Here is a 17,080-nt window from a genome sequence, read left to right as displayed (position 1 = left end):
GCACAAGAGCGTCGAGGATGCCGGCTATGTCGGGATGACCTCGGGCGAGCGCCTGGCGCAGCAGCGCGGCGGCAGCATGACGGATCTGCGCCGGCGTCACTTCCTCGAGGGCCGCGCGCTTGACGAGGGCTACACGCTGCCCGAGCTGACGCCGACCATGACCTATGGGACCGGCGTCAGTGGCGACAAGGCGCTCAGCGTTGCCGTCTCCGGCGAGATCCACGGCGAGGCGCCGCTCGAGGTCAAGGTCGGGCCGGGGCCGGAGCTGATCTCGATCGTCAGCGAGATGCGCCAGGCGATCAAGCTGATGGGCCAGGTCGGCGCCAACGGTCCGGGCTCGACCGGGCTGTCGTCGCCGGATTCAGGTACGAGCGGGCGCCCGTTCACGGGCGTCGGCGCGTCGCCCTACTAGGGTTCGTCAGCGATGGTGCAGAGCTTTCCTCCGGCGACGCAAGCCGTGCCGGCCGTTCGGCCGCAGGCCACGATCGCGCGCGACTGGACCAAGACGCTGTGGCCCGCATCCTACAAGGGCGTGCCGTTCTTCGTCGAGACCGATGGCGAAGAGGGCTCGCGGCGCATCGTCGAGCACGAATTCCCGATGCGGGACGATGCGTATCTGGAGGACCTCGGCGAAGGCTGCAGGCATTTCGAGCTCGACGCCTATGTCGCCTCCGATCGCGCTGACGCCGACGTGGCCTCGGTGATCGCGATCTGTGCGACCCGCGGCCCCGGCATGCTGGTGCTGCCGAGCCAGGGCCCGCGCCTGGTGCGCTGTCTCACCTTCAAGCGCGAGCGCAAGAAGGACCGCGCCGGCTATGAGGCGCTGTCGCTGCGGTTCGTGCGCGAGGGCTTTGGCAGCGCGCTGGCCTCGATCGCCCAGCTCGCCAATCTCGTCTTCGTCCAGGCCGAGGCGACCGCGTTGTCCGCGGCCCTCAGTTTTGCGCAGACGACGCTGACGTTGGATATGCCTGACTACGCGGTCGAGGCCGCCGTCAGCGGGGTCGAAAGTAATGCGGCGGCGCTCGAAACGGTCAGGACCGCGGCGCCTGTCGATCCCGAGATCTCCGCAGCGCAGCGCGTCGAGATCCAGTCGATCTTCGATGCCGCCGAGAGCGTGTCCGACAGCCCGGCTGCGGCGCAGGATCTGGCCTTGCGCGTGACGGCATCGGCGCGGGCGCTCGGCAAGGCGATGCCGCCTGATGATGCCGTGCCGCAGTTCGAGCAGGTGTTTCTGGCGTCGCAGGTGGTGGTGCCGGCGCCTGTCTATGTCACGCAAGGGACGCTGGCCGCCCAGACCAACGAGGCGGCGGCCAACCAGGCGCTGCGCCTGGCGGCGCTGATCGCCTATGCGGAAGCGATCGCGCGGATCACGCTGGCGGATCGGCCGGCCGCCATCACGCTGCGGGCGAATGTCGCCGAGTATTTCGAGAGCGAGCTCCTGGTGATCAATGCGGGCGATATCGACCTCTCCCATGCGCTGATGACCTTGCGCGATTCCGTGATCACCTATCTGTCGCGTGCGGTGCTGGATCTGGCGCCGGTCATCCAGGTCGAGGCCAATCTGGGGCTGCCCTCGCTGTTCTGGGCCTGGCGGCTCTATCAGGATCCGGCGCGCTCGCGCGAGCTCGCCGCGCGCAACCGGATCGCCCACCCGTCGTTCATGCCGACGGAATTCGAGGCGCTGGCCCGCTGATGGCGTCGATCGAAATCGTCTCCATCAACGGCTACACGGCCTTTGAAGAAGTCAGGGTGCGCGCCGGCTTCAACGAGGCGGCACGGTCTTTCTCGGCCAAGCTGGCGGCTGAGTTAGGGGCCTCCGCCACCAACCGCATCTTCGACGTCGGCACCGAGGTGACGATCACGACCAATGGCGAGCTGCTGCTGACAGGTTACGTCGACAGCAAGGAGCCGCATATCGCGGCGACGGAAGCCTACATCACCATCAGCGGTCGCTCGAAATCGGCTGACCTCGTCGACTCCAGCGGCAAGCACGAAACCGGCTATTTCGAGAACAAAGATCCGCTCGAGATCGGGCGGGCGATCTCAGAAGGCATCGCCGCGCAATGGGAGACCGATCAGCAGCTCGAGAAGGTCGAGCAGTACAAGCTGCAGCAGGGTGAGACCTGTTTCCGCTGCGTCGAGAAGCTGGCGCGCCAGCAGGGCATGACGATTCACGGCACGGCGGAGGGCAACGCCAGGATCACCAAGGCCGGAGCTAAGCGCCAGGCCGGCTCGCTGGTCGAGGGCGTCAACATCAAGAGCGGTACGGCGCATCACAACGGCTCGAACCGGCATTCGACCATCATCGTTCGCGGCCAGCGGCCGTTCGGCCATGGCGACGAGAATTTGCAGATCGAGGCGATCGAGCAGGACGGCGCGGTGAAGCGCAACCGGCCGCTGATCATCGTCCAGGACGAGGACACCGACAAGAACCGTGCCAAGAAGCGGGCGAAGAACCGCAAGGATCGCGCCGCCGGCAACGCGCTGAAGGCGACCATCGTGGTGCAGGGCTTTCACGACGATGCCGGCCAGCTCTGGGAGGCCGGCAGCCTGGTCTGGACCGAGAGCCCGTTCCTGGACATCGCCCAGGACATGCTGATCGAGAGTTGTGACTTCAACCAGAGCGATGGCGGCAGCGTCACGACGCTCAGCCTGGTCGACCCGCGCGCCTATGGCGGCGAGGGCAGCGAAGGATCGGGCAACAAGTCCGGCGGCGAGTGGAGTTTTGGGTAATGCGCTCGAGCAGCCGGAGCGTTTGCGACGGCGTCGCGAACAGCGCAAAGGATTGAACATGCCGGTTTATGAGCACGAAGATGCGATCCGCGTCACGACGCGACGGGCCCGGATCGACAAGGTCGACGACTCGAAGAGCCAGCAGCGCGTCGATATCCGTGGGCTGAAGGAGGAGAAGCCGCAGAAGATCTGGCGGCCGCAGGATTTCGGCTACTCCTCGCACCCGCCGAAGGATTGCGATGGGGTGATGATCCAGATGGGATCGCGCTCCGACCGCACGCTCTACATGGACGGCGGACACGAGAAATACCGGCCGAAGAATACCCCTGAAGGGGGCACGGTGCTGTTCAACCACAGCGGCGATATCATCCGCGTCTTCAAGAAGAATCTCGACGTCGTCCACCAGAAGCTCGTCAATATCCGGATCGGCAAGGGCTACAACGCCGGCAAATCATCGCTCGGCAACGCGCAGGGGCAGGGTGCCGATCAGCCTGATGACGCCAGCAACCAGGACCAGAAGACAATTTCGATCGTCCTCATGGACGGCGATTCGATCACGCTGACCTATCAGGGTTCGACGGTCGCCATTCGCGAAGACGGTCACATCGTGGCGCAGGCGGCGAGTCAGTTTTCTGGCGGGGTGGCTGGCGGCCGGTGGGTGGTGGTCCGGGGCGATCGCGTCGATCTCGGCGTGACCGATCCCGACGGCGAAGCGCCCTGCAAGGTCGCGACCGAATGCGGTCTGTCTGACATCGTCTATGCAGTGGTGAGCTGAGTCATGCTGCGCGTCCGCATCTCCGAAGGCGACCAGGACCAGCCGAACCTGCTCTGGGACAGCCAATGGCGGCCGCCCGAGGGCGCGGCCGACTGGGTGCTGCCGGCGCTTTTGTCCGAAACGCAGAACCAGGGCGGTCTGCGGGCCGTGGCGGCGCTGCACACCTCGGTGATCCTGGCGCTGTTCACCGACAAACGGCTGCCGGACGATCATCCGCTGCGGTACCTGCTCGAGGGTGCCGACCAGCGCGGATGGTGGGGCGACGGTGCCGACGTGGACTCGAGCCGCGGCGAGACGGCGCTCGGCTCCTGGCTCTGGGTGTTCGAGCGCGCGACCCTGACCGACGACATCATCCGCTGGGTTGAGGCCGTCGCGATCGACGCGCTGATGCCGCTGATCAATCAGGGCATCGCCGTGCGCGTCGACGCGCAGGCCTCGGCAGAAAAGGCATTCGATCGCTGCGACCTGACGATCCAGATCTATGGCCGCGACGGCCAACGCGTCTATGACGCGCGCTTCGACGATATCTGGCAGCAATCGGTGGCGTCGCCGGCGCCGCTGCCGTTCCCCGATTACGTGCCGCAGTAACCAAGAGCACATCAGATGTTCCAGATCCCGTCGCTCGACGACCTGCTGGCGCGCGCCCGCGCGGCGTTCCGCACCTATTTGAAGGGCTCCGACGCCTGGTCCTGGCCGAACAACATCTATGCCTCGGCCAAGGTGATCGCCGGCATGGCGTTCGAGGTGTTCGGCTTCGCCAGCTACATCTCCAAGATGATCTTTGCCTCGACCGCGCCCGACATCGAGACGTTGCGGCTGCACGGCGCCGAGTTCGGTCTGCCGCAGCTGCCGGCGGGGCCGGGCGAGGGCAATGTCATCTTCACCACTGACGATGCGATCGGGGTCGAGACCTCGGCGACGCTGCAGCGGGCGGACGGTGCAGTCTATCTCGTCGTCACGCCCGGCTCCTTGCCCGGTGCTGGCACGCTGCAGCTATCCGTTATTGCGCAGGCTGACGGTGCCGCCTCCAATGTGGTGGAGGGCACGCCATTGGTGGCGCTGTCCGGGGTGACCGCGTCCGGTTCTTACACCATAGCGGTCGCTGCGGGCGGCATCACACAAGGGATCGATGTCGAGGACAAGGAGAGCTACCGTCAGCGCATCCTGTTCCGCAAGCGTAACCCGCCGCATGGCGGTTCGGCCAGTGATTACGTGATTTGGGCCCGCCAGATCTCCGGCGTCAGCCGCGTGTTCGTCGAACGGTTGTGGGCCGGTCCCGGCACCGTGCGCGTGTTCTTCTTCATGGACGGGATCTATCCGGACGGCATCCCTGATGCCGCCGCGGTGACTCGTCTGCAGAACTATATCGAGACGGTGATGCCAGCCGGAAGCCTGCTGACCGTGGCGGCGCCGACGCCGCGGCCGATCGATGTCATCATCCGCAACCTGATGCCGGATACGGTGCGCACGCGCGAGGCCGTGCTGACCGAGCTGCGCGCTGCTTTCCTGCGGCTCGGCCGTGTCGCAGGGCAGGATACCGTTCACGGCGGCATGCCCTATCTGGCGTCACCGGCGACGTTCTCACTGTCCTGGATCTATCAATCGGTTGCCAATGCGGCCGACGTCGACAGTTTCGACCTGGATTTTCCCGTGGTCGACACGCCGTTGAAGGTGGGCGAGACCGCGGTGCCGGGGACGATCAGCTTTGTCTAAGCCAGACACGCCGTTTCACTGCCCGACGCTGTTCGAGAGCTTCGTGGCGACCTGTGCGCTGTGGCCGCGCGGGCGCGCGTGGCCCGTCTCCGATGGCGTGACGCCGTTCCGCTTCTGGGACTGGATCGCGACCGTCGTCGGTGTGCCGCTGTCATGGCCAACCGGCTTCGTTCAAACAGGCTATTCCGCCGCGATCGCCGTGGTGCGCAACTACATCGAGACCAGGCTGTGCGCGCTGCGGCTTGAGTTCTGGTGCGCGAGCGAGAGTGAGACGCATGATCAATGGATGATCGAATACGGGCTGCCGGATTCCTGCGATCCGTTCCCGGATCTCTGCACCAAGGTGGCCGCGCTCGGCGGCACGCGCTGCGAATATTACGCGGCCGTGGCATCGCGAGCCGGCTGGACCATCAGTTGCGAGACGTTCCTGAACGCTTGTGGCGCGGTGATCGGCTGCGCGCAGACCGGTTGCGACGAGGTCGGCGGCCACGCCGGCTCGGCCTATCTCGTCATCGACGTGTTCCTCGACGACAGTCCGTCCTATGTCGCGGCGGTTGAGAGCCCGCCCTATATCGGCAATTTCCAGATCGGCTTCTCGCTGGCCTGCGAGCCCGACATCTCGCCGCTGAAATGCATTCTTGATCGCGTGGTGCACGCGCATCTGGTGATCGCCTACCAGACTCACGGCGGCAATCCACAGCCGCCGGTCGATCCCGACGACGGGCGCGCCTATCTCGTCGACACGGACGCGGCCTTCATCATCGACACCGACGGATCCAACATCAAGGTCGAGCCGACATGACCAATCGCACTGCCTCGCTGAAACTGCTGCGCACTGCCAATCCCGTGCTGCCGCCGCGCTTCCTGCCAGCCTCGGTGATGGGCACGCCGCCGACGGTGGCGATGAGCGCCGCCAACACCAATTCGCTCTCGGCGGGGCGTTATTGGCCGGCTGTGACGGCGCAGAACAATGTCGGGCCCAATACCGCGGTTTATGGCCCGTTCACCTATGCCGGTGCGGCGAGCCCGGTGCAGCAGACCACCTACGCGGGGTGCCTGTATTTTTCCAACGTCTCGTTCGGCGGCAGCACCAATTTCGGCGCCGGCGCCAACGGCAAGAAATTCAACCATGCCGCGATCGCGTTCTATTATTACGGATCGCAGTTCAACATCGCGATGGTCGGCAACGGCATCCAGGCGAAATTCGCGCTCAAGATCGACGACCAATATGTCAGCCTGACGCCGGTGAGCGTGCCGACCTCGGCGAATTTCTACTATTACAACGTGACCTTCGCCGCGCCCGCCTGGCACCGGGTCGAGATCATCGTCGACCAGAACTTCCTGTTCAACGGGATCTGGACCGGCGCGACCGACAGCGTGATGCCTTGCGCGGTGCGAGGGCCCCGCGTCCTCTATGTCGGCGACAGCTTTGTCGAGGGGTCGGGCGCGTTGTTCCCGGGCTCGGCAATCCCGCAGCGCGTGTTCGAGAACCTCGGCTGGAACAATTACATCTCATCGGGCGTCGGCGGCACCGGGCTGCTCGCGACGTTTGGCACCTCGGCCAAATATCGCGATCGCTTTGCGACCGATGTGCTGCCTTATGCGCCGGACGTCGTGGTGCTGCAGGGCTCGACCAACGATCCCGCCGGCGGCTTCACGCCGCTGCAGATGAGCAACGAATGCACGGCGATCATCGAGGCGCTGAAATCGGCACTACCCAACGTGGTCCCGATCATCACCTCGCAGGCCGCGGTCAACGGGCCGACCGGCACTACCAATCTGACCTGGCTGCATCGCGCCGCCGTGAAGACGGCGACGCTCGCCGCCGGCGGCTTCTTCATCGATCTGCTCGAGCGGCCGCTGCCCCCTAGCTATTCGCCGCTGACCCATGTGCTGACATCCGCGCCTGGGGTCGGTGTCTCCTCGTTCACCGTGAGCGGCACGGTGCCGCCGGCGATCGGCGCCACCTACGCGTTCGGCGATGCCACCCGCTGCCTGGTCAAGAGCGTCAGCGGCAGCGCCGCGCCCTACACCGTGACGATCGAGAATGGCGGCTTGCAGACATCGCAGAGCGCCGGCGGCGTCATGACACAAACGGGCGATTGCCCGTGGTCGGGGACGGGCCGCGTCGGCGCCACGGCCGGCGACGGCAATTCGGACGTGCTGGTCAGCAACGACCATGTTCATCCGGCGCAAGCCGGCCACGACATGATTGCGCAGATCATCGCCGAAGGCATCCAGGCGGTTTTGCAGGCGGCCTAGCGCGACGACGATAGGCGTCGTCGCGCCCAAGCGTTCGATTCCAAGGACAGGAGAACCTCTCACATGGTCGATATCATCGGTCCGGCCAACGCGCCGAACAGCGTGACTTCGCGCCCGGACGACACGCGGACTTTCGGCTCGCTCGACAGCTGGTTCAAGGACTGCACGTCGGCGACGGCGAATGACGGGACCAAGCTGACGGCCGCCTTCATGAATGCGGTGGCTGGCCTGTTCCGCAGTGCGATCCGCGGCAACGGCTTGACTGCGCTATCGGCGCCCGTGGTTGCGGAGGACAACAGCGACGACATGCTGCTTCACGCGATGCAGCAGATGGTGCAGCGGGGGCAGCCAAAGTACGGCGATGATACCGGGTCGGCAAACCATGTCGTGGTCGCGCCAACGCCGGCGGCGATTGAACTCAAGAAAGGCATGGAGGTCATCACCAAGCTTGCGGCCACCAATCTCGGTCCCGGCGACCTCAACCTGTCGGGACTTGGTCCCGTTGCCATCAAGAGGCTCGACGGCACCGATCTGCAGGCCAACGATCTCTTGATTGGGCAGATTGGGCGTTTTGTCTTTGATGGCATCTTCTGGCAGCTCACGAACGGTCAGCAGAACGTCATCAAGGTGCTGACCGCAAACACCACATTCTATGTGGATGCCTCGCTCGGTAGCGACACGTTGTATGATGGCACCGCGGCGGTGGTGAGCGGCGTGCATGGGCCGTTCAGAACAATCCAGCGCGCCGTCAACGAGGCCTTCAAATTTGGTCCGAGCGCAGCCTATATCATCACGGTCAAGGTTGCCGACGGCACTTATGCCGAGAGCGTCGCGACGCCGACAATCCCGGGCCCGGCCATCGTCGTGGACGGTAACTCCGGGACGCCGTCGAATGTCCATATCAACTCGTCGACGAGTAATGCCTTCTCGGTCAACGGGCCCAACACCGCGACACTGAAGAACCTCAAATGGTCAGCGACGGCACTGAACACTGCCGGCGCGGCTGCCAATGGTGCCGGGGCCAACCTCTTCACCGCCAACACAGAAAGCGGCACCTGCGGAGGGTGGTGCTTTCTCGGTAATGGTGGTGGCGCGGTGTCTATCGGCGCCCACAAGTTCAATGCGAACGTCGCGTTTGCCTTCGCGTGCTATCGAAACGGAACGATCAATCTTGGCACAGGCATTTCGTTCACGATCGCGGCGGCGATTACGGTCAGCGCGTTTGCGGCAGTCGTCTCCGGTGGCCAGATCGAGGTGCCGGCGACGGGAACGCCGACGTTCGTCAATCCGGGCAATGTCACCGGAGCGAAATATTTGGGATCGCTGAACGGAGTGATCAACGCCCAGGGCGCCGGCGTGAACTATTTCCCTGGCAATTCTGCCGGCTCGCTCTCATCCGGCGCGCAATACGGCTGAACGTAGTCTCTCCAGTCCACATCGAAGGGGTTTTCATGGTCGATCTCTCCGCACTGCGTGCGGCGAACGCGAGCCGCTTTGCGAGTGCGAAGCTGACGCGCGCTGCTGCGTTTTCTCCCGTGGCACACCGCCTGATCTGGGCGCAGGCCAAGGCGCGCTACCAGGCCGTGTCGGCCCGCACCGGCGTGCCGTGGTGGTTCATCGCCATCGTACACGAGCGCGAGTGCTCGCAGAGCTTTCGCGGCTCGCTGGCGCAGGGCGATCCGTGGGACCGCAAGTCGGTGCACGTGCCGGCCGGCCGTGGGCCGTTCAACTCCTGGGAAGACTGTGCCATCGATGCGCTGGTCAATTGCGCGCCTTTTGCCGCGCGCAATAAGGATTGGTCGATCGGCGGCACGCTGACCATGCTGGAGCAGTACAACGGTCTCGGCTACGCCGCGAAGAGCCGTCCGTCGCCCTATCTCTGGGCCGGCACCGATCAATATGTGAGCGGCAAATATGTCCGCGACGGCGTCTATGACCCCAATGCGGTCGACCAGCAGCTCGGTTGCGCGGGGATGATCATGACCATGATGCAGCTGGACCCGTCGATCCGCTTCGGCGAGCAGGCCGCGAACGACAACGCACCGCCGAAGGTGGTCGCGCGCACCGGCCAGGTCATGGTCGCCCCGCATCCGGACAGCGCGCCCACCATCTCCCATCCCGCGCCTGGCTCAATCGGCGCGTGGATCGTCTCGCTGTTCAAGCACGCGGCGTAGGCATCACGCTTCACCATCCAACGGAGACATCACCCCATGCTGTGGATTCTTTCGCTTGTTCTGATCGGCTTGCTGCTGATCTATGTCTTCATCATCCGTCCCTGGCTGAAGACGCTGCCGGCGCTCAGCGCCAGCTTTGCCGCTGAAGCCTCGTTCGTCGAGAAGCTGCAGGCGCGCGTCACCGGCTGGAAGACCAAAATCTTCGCGCGGCTTGTCGCCATCGCTGGCCTCATGGTCGGGCTTTATGATCAGGTGCTGCCCTATGTGAGCGGCCAGGACTGGACGCCGCTGACCGCGAAGCTGCCGGCGTGGGCGCTCCCGGTCGGCATGGTGCTGGCCTCGCTGATCGTGGATTGGTTGCGCAAGGCCACGGAAAACCCGCCGATGGTCATCACACAGAAGATCGACGGCGCGCCGCCGCAGGTCGTCCAGGTCATCCAGCCGCCAAAGGCGTGAGGCCATGGGCATCCTCTCCTGGCTCGGCGGTCCGGGCGGCTGGATCGGCGATGCCGTCAAGAGCGCCTTCACCGGCCCTCTGATTCAGGGCGTCGTCGATTACCAGAAGAACAAGCTGGCGGCCGGCAACACGGCCGAGAGGATCGAGGCCGATCTCGCCGCGCGCGAGCTCGCGGTCGAGCTGCGCGAGCGCGAGCTCGCCGTGCAGCAGAACATCGCCGACGAGGGACGCTGGTGGACGGCGGCGCCGCGGGCGATCGCGTGCTGGTCGTTCGCCATCTTCATCGTCAAGTGTGTTGTCTGGGACAAGGTTCTCGGTCTCGGCAGTACGGATCCGCTCTCAGGCGATCTGTCGATATGGGCCGGATGGCTGATGGCGCTGTGGTTCGGCGGACGGTCCGCCGAGAAGATCGCCCGGATCATCAAGCGGTGACGGCCATGCAGTTCTGCGATCGCCTGCTCGAGATCCCGATCACGGTGGTGCTGATCATCGGCGGCTACCAGTTCTATTTCTGGTGCCAGCGCCAGACCTTCTACGCGCCGCGCTATCTGCCGATGGCGTGGGATGCGCGCATCGGCTTCGATCCGCGCTGGGTCTGGGTCTATTCCGGCCTGTACTATCCGATGATCCTGCTCGCCGCGTTGGCGCAGCCGTCATGGGCGGACTATGCGCGCACGGTCGGCGGCTTCCTGTTCCTGCTCGCCGGGCAAATGGTCTTCTTCCTGCGCTTTCCGGTGGCGATTCCGCTGGCCTGGCGCGAGAACCCGACCGTCGCGCAGGCACGCGCCGCGCATCCGCGCTCGATGCGCTTTCTCGACACGGTCTGGCACTACGACAAGCTGCGCAACTCGATGCCGTCGATGCACGTGTCGGTCGCCACCATGGTGGACCTGACGATCTCGGCGCGCTGGCCGTGGTTCGGGCTCGGCGGCTGGCTGTTTCCGGCATTGATCGGCGTCTCCGCGATCAAGACCAAGCAGCACTATCTGCTCGACGTCCCCGCCGGCGCCGTCATGGGCGTTGCGGCCTACGCCACATGGAGCCTTATGTGGCCATCCTAGACTACTACCTCGAGGGGCGGCGCTTCGAATGGGTCATCACCATTGCGATGCTGTGGCTCGCGGTGGCGCTGGGCATTTCTCCGGAGATGCTGCAGGCCTCGGCGTTCCAGTGGGTGACGCTGGCGATGTCGCCGTTCTTCATCGCGGTGTGCCTGTTCGCGCTCGGCTGGGTGCGGCTGATCGGGCTGTTGCTCAACGGGCATCGGGTGCGCGGCTGCCGGCTCGGGCCGCTGATCCGCTCGGCCTGCGCGATCGGCGGGGCCGTGATGTGGGTGCAGTTCGACCTGGCGCTGGTCCAGCACTCACTCAAGCAAGGCTTCATGTCGCCCGGAATTCCCTTCTGGTCGATGTTCGTGCTGGGCGAGCTCGACGTCGCCTATCGGGCCGTGAGGGGGCAAAGGGGCGGCAATGGAAGAGGTTCTTAAGGCGTTGGCGCCGTGGCCGCTGGCACAGGGCATCATCATCGGTTTCCTGATTGCAGCCGGCGGCGTCTGGGCGATGCGGCGCGGGATGGCCGACAACCGCAAGCGCGCCGCCGAGCTGCCGGAGACGTTCAGTGTCCGGGTCGAGCGGACCGACGAAGAGAAGCGCTGGCAGTGGGAAGCCTACAAGCAGCTCGGGCACCTCGAGGGCAACAGCTTCGTGGGCGTCAAGCACGGCGAGGACCAGGTCGAGCTGCTGCGCGAGATCCTCAAAAGCATCAATCGGCTGGCCGACGGGCATTTCAACAGCCGGCAATAGTTCATCGCGCATGTTTCCGGAGGTCATCGTCATGGCATGGCTTGTCGCGCTCGCTTATGTCGCGAGTGCAATTGCGGCGGCATGGCTCGGGGCCATCCTCGATCGCCGCGTCGATGCCGATGCGTCCAGCTGCATCAGCGGCAAGCCGTCGACTGCGGTCGGGTTATGGATGGCGTTTCTTCAGGTACTGAGCGTGCCGGTTGCGGTGATATGGCTGCTGACGCCTCCGGCGAAGGCGGCGGCCGATCCCTATGCCTGCTTCGGCGCGGCCCGCTATGTCGCGATGGCCGAGAGCTTCAGTTGCACTGACCTGCCGGCCTTCTGCGCCGGCGCGCGGGCGATGCTGGCTGAAGCCGGCAGCCGCCCCGCGGCCGAGAAGCTGGCGCGCGAGCGCGGGCACAGCCGGATGGCGATCATGCTGGCGAAGCATTTTTGCAGGTGAGGGCATGAGCAGCATTCGCAGGCGTGTGTTCTCTTTTCTCGACGCCGCGCGGGATCGCGGCGCGTTTCTTGTCTCTGGCCTTTTCTGTGGTCTCGACGCCGAGGACATCGCCGATGAGATCGCCCGGGATTGGGATGCCGGCGACCGCGACGGCAAGCTGCTGTGGTCTCCCGGCGACAGCAAACCCGAAGTCTCCGACATCGCGCCGCACGTCGCGGCGTGGCTGAGTGAGGTGGCGGAATGAGCAGGCTTCCCGTCCGCACCAAGCCGAGGCGCACCAAGCATTGTTATGTCGGGCCGCCGGCGATCTTCCGGCTCGGCATGGCCGTGCGCCAGATCAACGAAGCGTGGCCGCATCTCGACAGCTTTGGGTGCTATCTGGTGGGCTCCTGCCTCGAGCGCCCCGACTTCCGTGATGTCGACGTCCGCATGATTATGCCGGACGACGCTTTCCGTCGCGAATTCCCCGATGTGGGCAGCATCGATCACGCCTCGTGGGAGCACGATCCGAAGTGGCTGCTGCTGACGGTGGCGATCGGCGAGTGGCTCGGCAAGCAAACGGGACTGCTCGTCGATTTTCAGTTCCAGCCGCAGAGCTACGCTAACGGCATGCACGCCGGCGCGCGGCAGGCGCTGGGATTGCACTATGTGCCGCGTCGACGCGAGGCGGCCGAGTAAGACTCCGCGCCGGGCGGCTTCCCGGCAATCCAGGAGAGAAGGAAGAACGTCAATGTCAACGACGCGAGCCAAGTTCAAGTGCGATACGGTCACCGAGCACATGGGGTCGAAGCAGAATCCCGAAACGAAGCAGTGGGAACCCTGCATCATGAAATCGATCAGCATGTCGCCGGTCTACGGCAACGGCGATCCGAACCACGAGAACTCCAAGTTCTGGGCGGCCACTCCCAGCGGCAAGTTCGATCTCGGCGTGATCAATCTGCCGGCGGCTGAAATGTTCAAGCCGGGACAGGAGTACTACGTCGATATCACGCCGGCGACGGCAGCGGGTTAGTTGCGCATGCCATAGGGTGAGGGACCTCGACGCCCCTCACTCCCAAGTTGACCTAGCCCGGCCTCGGATTGACCCCGATGCCGGGCTTTTTCGTTTCACGCCGCTGGCTCGTCGCGGGCCGCGCGGGCGATGCGCTTGGCTTCCGCCAGCGCTTGCGCGCGGGTCAGGATCTCCGGTCGAAGCCGACGGCCCGGCAGATCGTCCCAGTAGACGAAAATGCTGGGACGGCCGCTGCGGCGAACCTCGAAGCTGCCGCAATTGGGCACTGCCTCATGCTGTTTGATCGTGACGGGTTCGGGCATGGCGAGGGTTATGCCGCGAGAACATGCACGGAACAACTGATCCTGTTTTTGTGCCTGTCGAAACCGTTCTCGTTCGCCGTCTGTGCCGACTTTGCCGAGCGGCCGAATTCGCGGAAAACCCTATAAAACAAGGCTATCGCTGGTGCCGGCTGAGGGGATTGAACCCCCGACCTTCGGTTTACAAAACCGCTGCTCTACCGCTGAGCTAAGCCGGCGACGCGCTTGAGGAAGCGGGCAGGGGCCAGCATGTGCCGGGCCGCCCGTCCGCGCGTCGCAATACCAGACTTGTTTGCCAAGTGCCAGAACCCGCGGCGGCGATTTACCCGGCATGAAACAGGCGGCCCCTCGGCCGCCTGAACCATTTCGCCTGACATCGGGCCTTACTGGCAGAGGTGCTGCCGGCCGTCATCGCCCTTGAACCAGGTGCCGGGTCTGCACACGATGCCGTTGCGGGCGGCATAAGCGTTCCAGTCGCCGTACCGGGCAGGTCCGCCGCGGTCGTAGCTCGCGTAGGAATTGCCCCAGCCCTGGAACGGGGCGCTGGCGACCGCTGCCGCGGTACCGACGGCAGCGCCGGCCACTGCATCCGCGGCGTCGAGCGGCGCGAATCCCGATTGTGTTCCATCATTCGGATTCATCTGCCGATGCGCCATGTGCCGGCGGCGATAGGCGCGGTCATTGGCGGGATGGCCTGGACCGAGATTCTGGCAGCTGGGATCCTGGAAGAGACCTGCGCAGCGGGCCGCATTGTCAGCCGCGGTTTGCGCGAGGGCTGGCGTCGCCAGCGCAGACGCGACGATTGCGGCCAAGCCAACTAGCTTCAGGCTCGTCATGGCACTTCCTCCACGTTTGTTGAGATCAGTGCTAAGTACGACCTGCGGTAGTCGTTCCGCACCTTCTTCGCAGCTGGGGTCACATCGACGTGAGCGCGCCCAGGATGTGAAGTCTATGCCGCGCAACTGCAGGCACATCGGCGCCGGGATGGCGTGTCCCGTTAACACTTCGCTAGTGCGCGTCACGGCATTTGAGCAGTGCGAGATCCTTACGCGTTAGGCTTACCTGAATTTGGTCAGCTGTCCTTAACCCTCTCTGCGTCGCGATCGGATAGTTTGCGGGCCGGATAACCGGGACTCTTTCATGCGCGCATCCGCGCTCGCAATCTTTCTGATCGGACTGCCCGCGACGGCCTTTGCCGGCGGCGGCTTCGACATCGTCGTGCCCGGCCGTCCCGGCGTGCCCATCATCATCAACAATATCGATGCGTCCTACGCCGTGGTCGAAGGTGTCTGGGGCCTGGGCAAGAACGTCCAGGTGCAGCCCACGATCTATGGCGGGGTGTACGTCCCGGAACGGCAGCCCTCCGACGTCGGCCATTATTATCCGAGCCTGGGCCTGCAGCCCGGCTACGGCCGCCTCGAGGTCGAGCCGCCCGCGAACCGCAAATTGCCAAAGCCCGCGGAGAACTACCACCAGAGCTGGGGCGCATCGTCGGCGCCGCTGCCGCCACAGATGGATGTGCCGGTCAACCCGCCGCCGGTGATCCTCGCGCCGGAGATCAACGACCAGCCGCGACCACCACGGCCACGGCCGCGTACAGGAATGCCCGGCAGGCCGCCGGGTTAAGAAACGTCAGACAACAAGACGGAAATCAACAGGAGAGAGTAATGCGTCAGATGATTTCAGGACTGGTCGCGGCAGCTGCCGTGATGTTTGTGGGCGCTGCGCCCGCGATGGCCTGCGGCTTCAACCCGTGCCAGCCGGTTGCCCCGGTCTATTCCGGCTGCAACACCGGTTGCGGCGGTTATGGCTACGGCGCCGGCTATGGTTATGGCTATGAGCGCCTCGCCGAGCCGACCTCGCAGTATTACTACGTCAACCAGGGCCCGACCTACACCGGTCCGGGTGCCTTCGCGCCGACCCCGACCTACCAGGAAGACGCGGTCGTCGCGCCCGCCAATTATGGCTACGGCTATGGCTATCGCGCGGCTGCCGTTGCGCCGTACGCCTATCATCACCGCCCGTACTACCGTCCGTATCGCTACGGCTACGGCCCGCGCTACGGCTATCTGCCGCGCCCGCATTACGGCTACGGTCGGCGCTATGGCTACGCCCATCGCTACGCGCCGTACTATGGCGGCCATCGCGTGCTGCGCCGCTATTACTGATCTCTGATCGGCTGAGCCAACGAAGCGCCCGTTCGCGTGGATGCGGACGGGCGCTTTGCTTTTTAGCGCTTCATCAGCCCCAGCCTGACAGCACCGACATAAAGCGAAAGCACGGCGGCATTCGAGACGTTGAGGCTCTTGATCTCGCCGGGCATGTCGAGCCGTGCCACGACGCTGCAGGTCTCACGCGTCAATTGCCTGAGGCCCTTGCCCTCGGCGCCGAGCACCAGGGCGAGCGGCTCGCGCAAGGTCACGTCAGAGAGATCCGCGCTGCCCTCGCTGTCGAGGCCGACGGTCTGGAAGCCGCGCTCGTTCAGGGCGGTCAGCGCACGGGCGAGGTTTTGCACCGTGACCATGGGCACCAGCTCCAGCGCGCCGGAGGCGGCCTTGGCGAGCACGCCGGTTGCTTCCGGACTGTGACGCGCGGTCGTGACGATCGCCTTCACCGCGAACGCCGCGGCCGAGCGCAGGATGGCGCCGACATTGTGCGGATCGGTGATCTGGTCGAGCACCAGCACCATGCCTTCCTGCTTCAAAGTCTCGATGTCGGGCGAGGGCAGGGGATCGGCCTCGGCGAGCAGCCCCTGATGCACGGCATCGGGCGAGAGCAGGCGGTCGATCTCCTGGGGACGGACGATCTCGGGCGCGATCCGGGTTTGGATGTTTTCATCGGCCAGGCGCCGTGCGGCGTTCTCGGTCAGCGTCAGCTTGCGGATCCGCCGCTGCGGGTTTGCGAGCGCCATGGTGACGGTGTGCCAGCCGTAGAGAATGACGGGCCTATCGGGGTGCGAATCGCGCTCGCGCCAGGCCGGCCGGCCAGCCGATTTTCCTGTTCTGTTGAAGGGCTTAGCCCCGCCACGGGGCCCCCTCGGGGCAATCTTTTTGTCCTTCATGGGCTCGCTTGTGTCACGGGTGCCGGAATATGGCAATTTGGGTGCCTTCAAGGGCGATTTTAGCTGTTCGCCTCGGTTGACTTTGCCCCACCGCATCGCCCATAAACGCGCCCGGTCGCGCCCCCATCCGGGCTGTCGCGGCCTTCACGTTCCATGGCCGTCTTCGGTCCGCCGGCAAGGTCCGGCCCGATTGTGCTGCCGTCGAGCGGGGGAGTGTCCCGAGTGGCAAAGGGAGCTGACTGTAAATCAGCCGCCTCATGGCTTCGCAGGTTCGAGTCCTGCCTCCCCCACCAGCCTTCGCTCGCTTCGCGAGCTACGGCTCGGCAGGCCAGCCCAGATGCTCGTCGCGA

At 65.1% G+C, this 17,080-nt stretch carries 24 protein-coding genes and 2 tRNA genes; 23 read left to right on the top strand and 3 right to left on the bottom strand.

The window, feature by feature from the left end:
• The 20 genes from XI06_RS17560 to XI06_RS17465 all read left to right on the top strand — a co-directional run.
• Nucleotides 1–412, top strand: a 412-nt coding sequence (locus XI06_RS17560) for a hypothetical protein (RefSeq protein WP_271606005.1), incomplete at its 5' end; no start/stop codon positions are given.
• A gap of 12 nt (nucleotides 413–424) precedes the next feature.
• A complete protein-coding gene (locus tag XI06_RS17555; protein WP_271606004.1) occupies nucleotides 425–1,693 on the top strand; it encodes a DNA circularization N-terminal domain-containing protein in 1,269 nt (422 codons plus the stop codon).
• Nucleotides 1,693–2,733 carry a phage baseplate assembly protein gene (locus XI06_RS17550; RefSeq protein ID WP_271606003.1) on the top strand — a complete coding sequence of 347 codons (1,041 nt, stop codon included), beginning with the start codon at nucleotides 1,693–1,695 and terminating at the stop codon, nucleotides 2,731–2,733. The genes XI06_RS17555 and XI06_RS17550 overlap by 1 nt, the downstream gene beginning before the upstream one ends.
• 58 nt (nucleotides 2,734–2,791) lie before the next feature.
• Entirely contained in the window at nucleotides 2,792–3,508 is a 717-nt protein-coding gene (locus XI06_RS17545; RefSeq protein WP_271606002.1) for a phage baseplate assembly protein domain-containing protein, read from the top strand.
• A gap of 3 nt (nucleotides 3,509–3,511) precedes the next feature.
• Nucleotides 3,512–4,096, top strand: a complete 585-nt coding sequence (locus tag XI06_RS17540; protein ID WP_271606001.1) for a phage GP46 family protein — start codon at nucleotides 3,512–3,514, stop codon at nucleotides 4,094–4,096.
• Nucleotides 4,097–4,111: 15 nt separating this feature from the next.
• Nucleotides 4,112–5,221 (top strand): baseplate J/gp47 family protein, encoded by a 1,110-nt coding sequence (locus XI06_RS17535; protein WP_271606000.1) that lies wholly within the window; start codon nucleotides 4,112–4,114, stop codon nucleotides 5,219–5,221.
• Nucleotides 5,214–6,023 carry a hypothetical protein gene (locus XI06_RS17530; protein ID WP_271605999.1) on the top strand — a complete coding sequence of 270 codons (810 nt, stop codon included), beginning with the start codon at nucleotides 5,214–5,216 and terminating at the stop codon, nucleotides 6,021–6,023. Before XI06_RS17535 ends, XI06_RS17530 begins: the two co-directional genes overlap by 8 nt.
• Nucleotides 6,020–7,483, top strand: coding sequence for an SGNH/GDSL hydrolase family protein (locus XI06_RS17525; RefSeq protein WP_271605998.1), 1,464 nt, complete (start codon nucleotides 6,020–6,022; stop codon nucleotides 7,481–7,483). The genes XI06_RS17530 and XI06_RS17525 overlap by 4 nt, the downstream gene beginning before the upstream one ends.
• A gap of 63 nt (nucleotides 7,484–7,546) precedes the next feature.
• A complete protein-coding gene (locus XI06_RS17520) occupies nucleotides 7,547–8,899 on the top strand; it encodes a hypothetical protein (protein WP_271605997.1) in 1,353 nt (450 codons plus the stop codon).
• A gap of 35 nt (nucleotides 8,900–8,934) precedes the next feature.
• Nucleotides 8,935–9,657, top strand: a complete 723-nt coding sequence (locus XI06_RS17515) for a hypothetical protein (protein WP_271605996.1) — start codon at nucleotides 8,935–8,937, stop codon at nucleotides 9,655–9,657.
• A 36-nt stretch (nucleotides 9,658–9,693) separates the two neighbouring features.
• A complete protein-coding gene (locus tag XI06_RS17510; protein WP_271605995.1) occupies nucleotides 9,694–10,113 on the top strand; it encodes a hypothetical protein in 420 nt (139 codons plus the stop codon).
• 4 nt (nucleotides 10,114–10,117) lie between these two features.
• A complete protein-coding gene (locus XI06_RS17505) occupies nucleotides 10,118–10,546 on the top strand; it encodes a hypothetical protein (protein WP_271605994.1) in 429 nt (142 codons plus the stop codon).
• Between the two features lie 5 nt (nucleotides 10,547–10,551).
• Nucleotides 10,552–11,175, top strand: coding sequence for a phosphatase PAP2 family protein (locus XI06_RS17500; RefSeq protein ID WP_271605993.1), 624 nt, complete (start codon nucleotides 10,552–10,554; stop codon nucleotides 11,173–11,175).
• Nucleotides 11,163–11,600: a hypothetical protein gene (locus tag XI06_RS17495; RefSeq protein WP_271605992.1), complete on the top strand. Its 438-nt coding sequence runs from the start codon at nucleotides 11,163–11,165 to the stop codon at nucleotides 11,598–11,600. The genes XI06_RS17500 and XI06_RS17495 overlap by 13 nt, the downstream gene beginning before the upstream one ends.
• Nucleotides 11,584–11,916 carry a hypothetical protein gene (locus tag XI06_RS17490; protein ID WP_271605991.1) on the top strand — a complete coding sequence of 111 codons (333 nt, stop codon included), beginning with the start codon at nucleotides 11,584–11,586 and terminating at the stop codon, nucleotides 11,914–11,916. The genes XI06_RS17495 and XI06_RS17490 overlap by 17 nt, the downstream gene beginning before the upstream one ends.
• Nucleotides 11,917–11,947: 31 nt before the next feature.
• The gene (locus XI06_RS17485; RefSeq protein ID WP_271605990.1) at nucleotides 11,948–12,358 is read left to right on the top strand and encodes a hypothetical protein; all 411 of its coding nucleotides are present in this window, start codon (nucleotides 11,948–11,950) and stop codon (nucleotides 12,356–12,358) included.
• 4 nt (nucleotides 12,359–12,362) lie between these two features.
• Nucleotides 12,363–12,602 carry a hypothetical protein gene (locus XI06_RS17480; RefSeq protein WP_271605989.1) on the top strand — a complete coding sequence of 80 codons (240 nt, stop codon included), beginning with the start codon at nucleotides 12,363–12,365 and terminating at the stop codon, nucleotides 12,600–12,602.
• Nucleotides 12,599–13,036: a hypothetical protein gene (locus XI06_RS17475; protein ID WP_271605988.1), complete on the top strand. Its 438-nt coding sequence runs from the start codon at nucleotides 12,599–12,601 to the stop codon at nucleotides 13,034–13,036. Before XI06_RS17480 ends, XI06_RS17475 begins: the two co-directional genes overlap by 4 nt.
• A gap of 52 nt (nucleotides 13,037–13,088) precedes the next feature.
• A complete protein-coding gene (locus XI06_RS17470; RefSeq protein ID WP_271605987.1) occupies nucleotides 13,089–13,370 on the top strand; it encodes a hypothetical protein in 282 nt (93 codons plus the stop codon).
• 77 nt (nucleotides 13,371–13,447) lie between these two features.
• Nucleotides 13,448–13,798 (top strand): hypothetical protein, encoded by a 351-nt coding sequence (locus tag XI06_RS17465; protein WP_271605986.1) that lies wholly within the window; start codon nucleotides 13,448–13,450, stop codon nucleotides 13,796–13,798.
• Nucleotides 13,799–13,812: 14 nt separating this feature from the next.
• Here XI06_RS17465 and XI06_RS17460 read toward each other — a convergent pair.
• Nucleotides 13,813–13,887, bottom strand: a tRNA-Thr gene (locus XI06_RS17460).
• 165 nt (nucleotides 13,888–14,052) lie between these two features.
• Complete coding sequence (locus XI06_RS17455) at nucleotides 14,053–14,505, bottom strand: hypothetical protein (protein WP_271605985.1); 453 nt, start codon at nucleotides 14,503–14,505, stop codon at nucleotides 14,053–14,055.
• A 304-nt stretch (nucleotides 14,506–14,809) separates the two neighbouring features.
• On the opposite strand from XI06_RS17455, the gene XI06_RS17450 reads away from it, so the two are divergent.
• Together XI06_RS17450 and XI06_RS17445 are read left to right on the top strand one after the other, a co-directional pair.
• Nucleotides 14,810–15,295, top strand: coding sequence for a hypothetical protein (locus XI06_RS17450; protein WP_237861333.1), 486 nt, complete (start codon nucleotides 14,810–14,812; stop codon nucleotides 15,293–15,295).
• A gap of 41 nt (nucleotides 15,296–15,336) precedes the next feature.
• A complete protein-coding gene (locus tag XI06_RS17445; RefSeq protein ID WP_237861334.1) occupies nucleotides 15,337–15,837 on the top strand; it encodes a hypothetical protein in 501 nt (166 codons plus the stop codon).
• A gap of 62 nt (nucleotides 15,838–15,899) precedes the next feature.
• Here the strand turns inward: XI06_RS17445 and rlmB are convergent, their stop codons facing one another.
• Nucleotides 15,900–16,730 (bottom strand): 23S rRNA (guanosine(2251)-2'-O)-methyltransferase RlmB, encoded by an 831-nt coding sequence (gene rlmB, locus XI06_RS17440; protein ID WP_237874037.1) that lies wholly within the window; start codon nucleotides 16,728–16,730, stop codon nucleotides 15,900–15,902.
• Nucleotides 16,731–16,937: 207 nt separating this feature from the next.
• Between rlmB and XI06_RS17435 the strand changes: the two genes are divergently transcribed.
• Nucleotides 16,938–17,023: transfer RNA gene (locus tag XI06_RS17435), tRNA-Tyr, on the top strand.
• Nucleotides 17,024–17,080 lie beyond the last annotated feature (57 nt).

It is taken from the genome of Bradyrhizobium sp. CCBAU 11434 (assembly GCF_028128895.1).
GTDB classification, from domain to species: Bacteria; Pseudomonadota; Alphaproteobacteria; order Rhizobiales; family Xanthobacteraceae; genus Bradyrhizobium; species Bradyrhizobium zhengyangense.
This window is presented reverse-complemented; position numbering and strand designations above follow the sequence as displayed.

Excerpts from the sequence above, each read along its gene's own strand:
- XI06_RS17555 (WP_271606004.1), top strand. The coding sequence starts at position 425 with ATGGTGCAGAGCTTTCCTCCGGCGACGCAAGCCGTGCCGGCCGTTCGG.
- XI06_RS17550 (WP_271606003.1), top strand. The coding sequence starts at position 1,693 with ATGGCGTCGATCGAAATCGTCTCCATCAACGGCTACACGGCCTTTGAA.
- XI06_RS17545 (WP_271606002.1), top strand. The coding sequence starts at position 2,792 with ATGCCGGTTTATGAGCACGAAGATGCGATCCGCGTCACGACGCGACGG.
- XI06_RS17540 (WP_271606001.1), top strand. The coding sequence starts at position 3,512 with ATGCTGCGCGTCCGCATCTCCGAAGGCGACCAGGACCAGCCGAACCTG.
- XI06_RS17535 (WP_271606000.1), top strand. The coding sequence starts at position 4,112 with ATGTTCCAGATCCCGTCGCTCGACGACCTGCTGGCGCGCGCCCGCGCG.
- XI06_RS17525 (WP_271605998.1), top strand. The coding sequence starts at position 6,020 with ATGACCAATCGCACTGCCTCGCTGAAACTGCTGCGCACTGCCAATCCC.
- XI06_RS17520 (WP_271605997.1), top strand. The coding sequence starts at position 7,547 with ATGGTCGATATCATCGGTCCGGCCAACGCGCCGAACAGCGTGACTTCG.
- XI06_RS17515 (WP_271605996.1), top strand. The coding sequence starts at position 8,935 with ATGGTCGATCTCTCCGCACTGCGTGCGGCGAACGCGAGCCGCTTTGCG.
- XI06_RS17510 (WP_271605995.1), top strand. The coding sequence starts at position 9,694 with ATGCTGTGGATTCTTTCGCTTGTTCTGATCGGCTTGCTGCTGATCTAT.
- XI06_RS17505 (WP_271605994.1), top strand. The coding sequence starts at position 10,118 with ATGGGCATCCTCTCCTGGCTCGGCGGTCCGGGCGGCTGGATCGGCGAT.
- XI06_RS17500 (WP_271605993.1), top strand. The coding sequence starts at position 10,552 with ATGCAGTTCTGCGATCGCCTGCTCGAGATCCCGATCACGGTGGTGCTG.
- XI06_RS17490 (WP_271605991.1), top strand. The coding sequence starts at position 11,584 with ATGGAAGAGGTTCTTAAGGCGTTGGCGCCGTGGCCGCTGGCACAGGGC.
- XI06_RS17485 (WP_271605990.1), top strand. The coding sequence starts at position 11,948 with ATGGCATGGCTTGTCGCGCTCGCTTATGTCGCGAGTGCAATTGCGGCG.
- XI06_RS17480 (WP_271605989.1), top strand. The coding sequence starts at position 12,363 with ATGAGCAGCATTCGCAGGCGTGTGTTCTCTTTTCTCGACGCCGCGCGG.
- XI06_RS17475 (WP_271605988.1), top strand. The coding sequence starts at position 12,599 with ATGAGCAGGCTTCCCGTCCGCACCAAGCCGAGGCGCACCAAGCATTGT.
- XI06_RS17470 (WP_271605987.1), top strand. The coding sequence starts at position 13,089 with ATGTCAACGACGCGAGCCAAGTTCAAGTGCGATACGGTCACCGAGCAC.
- XI06_RS17465 (WP_271605986.1), top strand. The coding sequence starts at position 13,448 with ATGCCGGGCTTTTTCGTTTCACGCCGCTGGCTCGTCGCGGGCCGCGCG.
- XI06_RS17455 (WP_271605985.1), bottom strand. The coding sequence starts at position 14,505 with ATGACGAGCCTGAAGCTAGTTGGCTTGGCCGCAATCGTCGCGTCTGCG.
- XI06_RS17450 (WP_237861333.1), top strand. The coding sequence starts at position 14,810 with ATGCGCGCATCCGCGCTCGCAATCTTTCTGATCGGACTGCCCGCGACG.
- XI06_RS17445 (WP_237861334.1), top strand. The coding sequence starts at position 15,337 with ATGCGTCAGATGATTTCAGGACTGGTCGCGGCAGCTGCCGTGATGTTT.
- rlmB (WP_237874037.1), bottom strand. The coding sequence starts at position 16,730 with ATGAAGGACAAAAAGATTGCCCCGAGGGGGCCCCGTGGCGGGGCTAAG.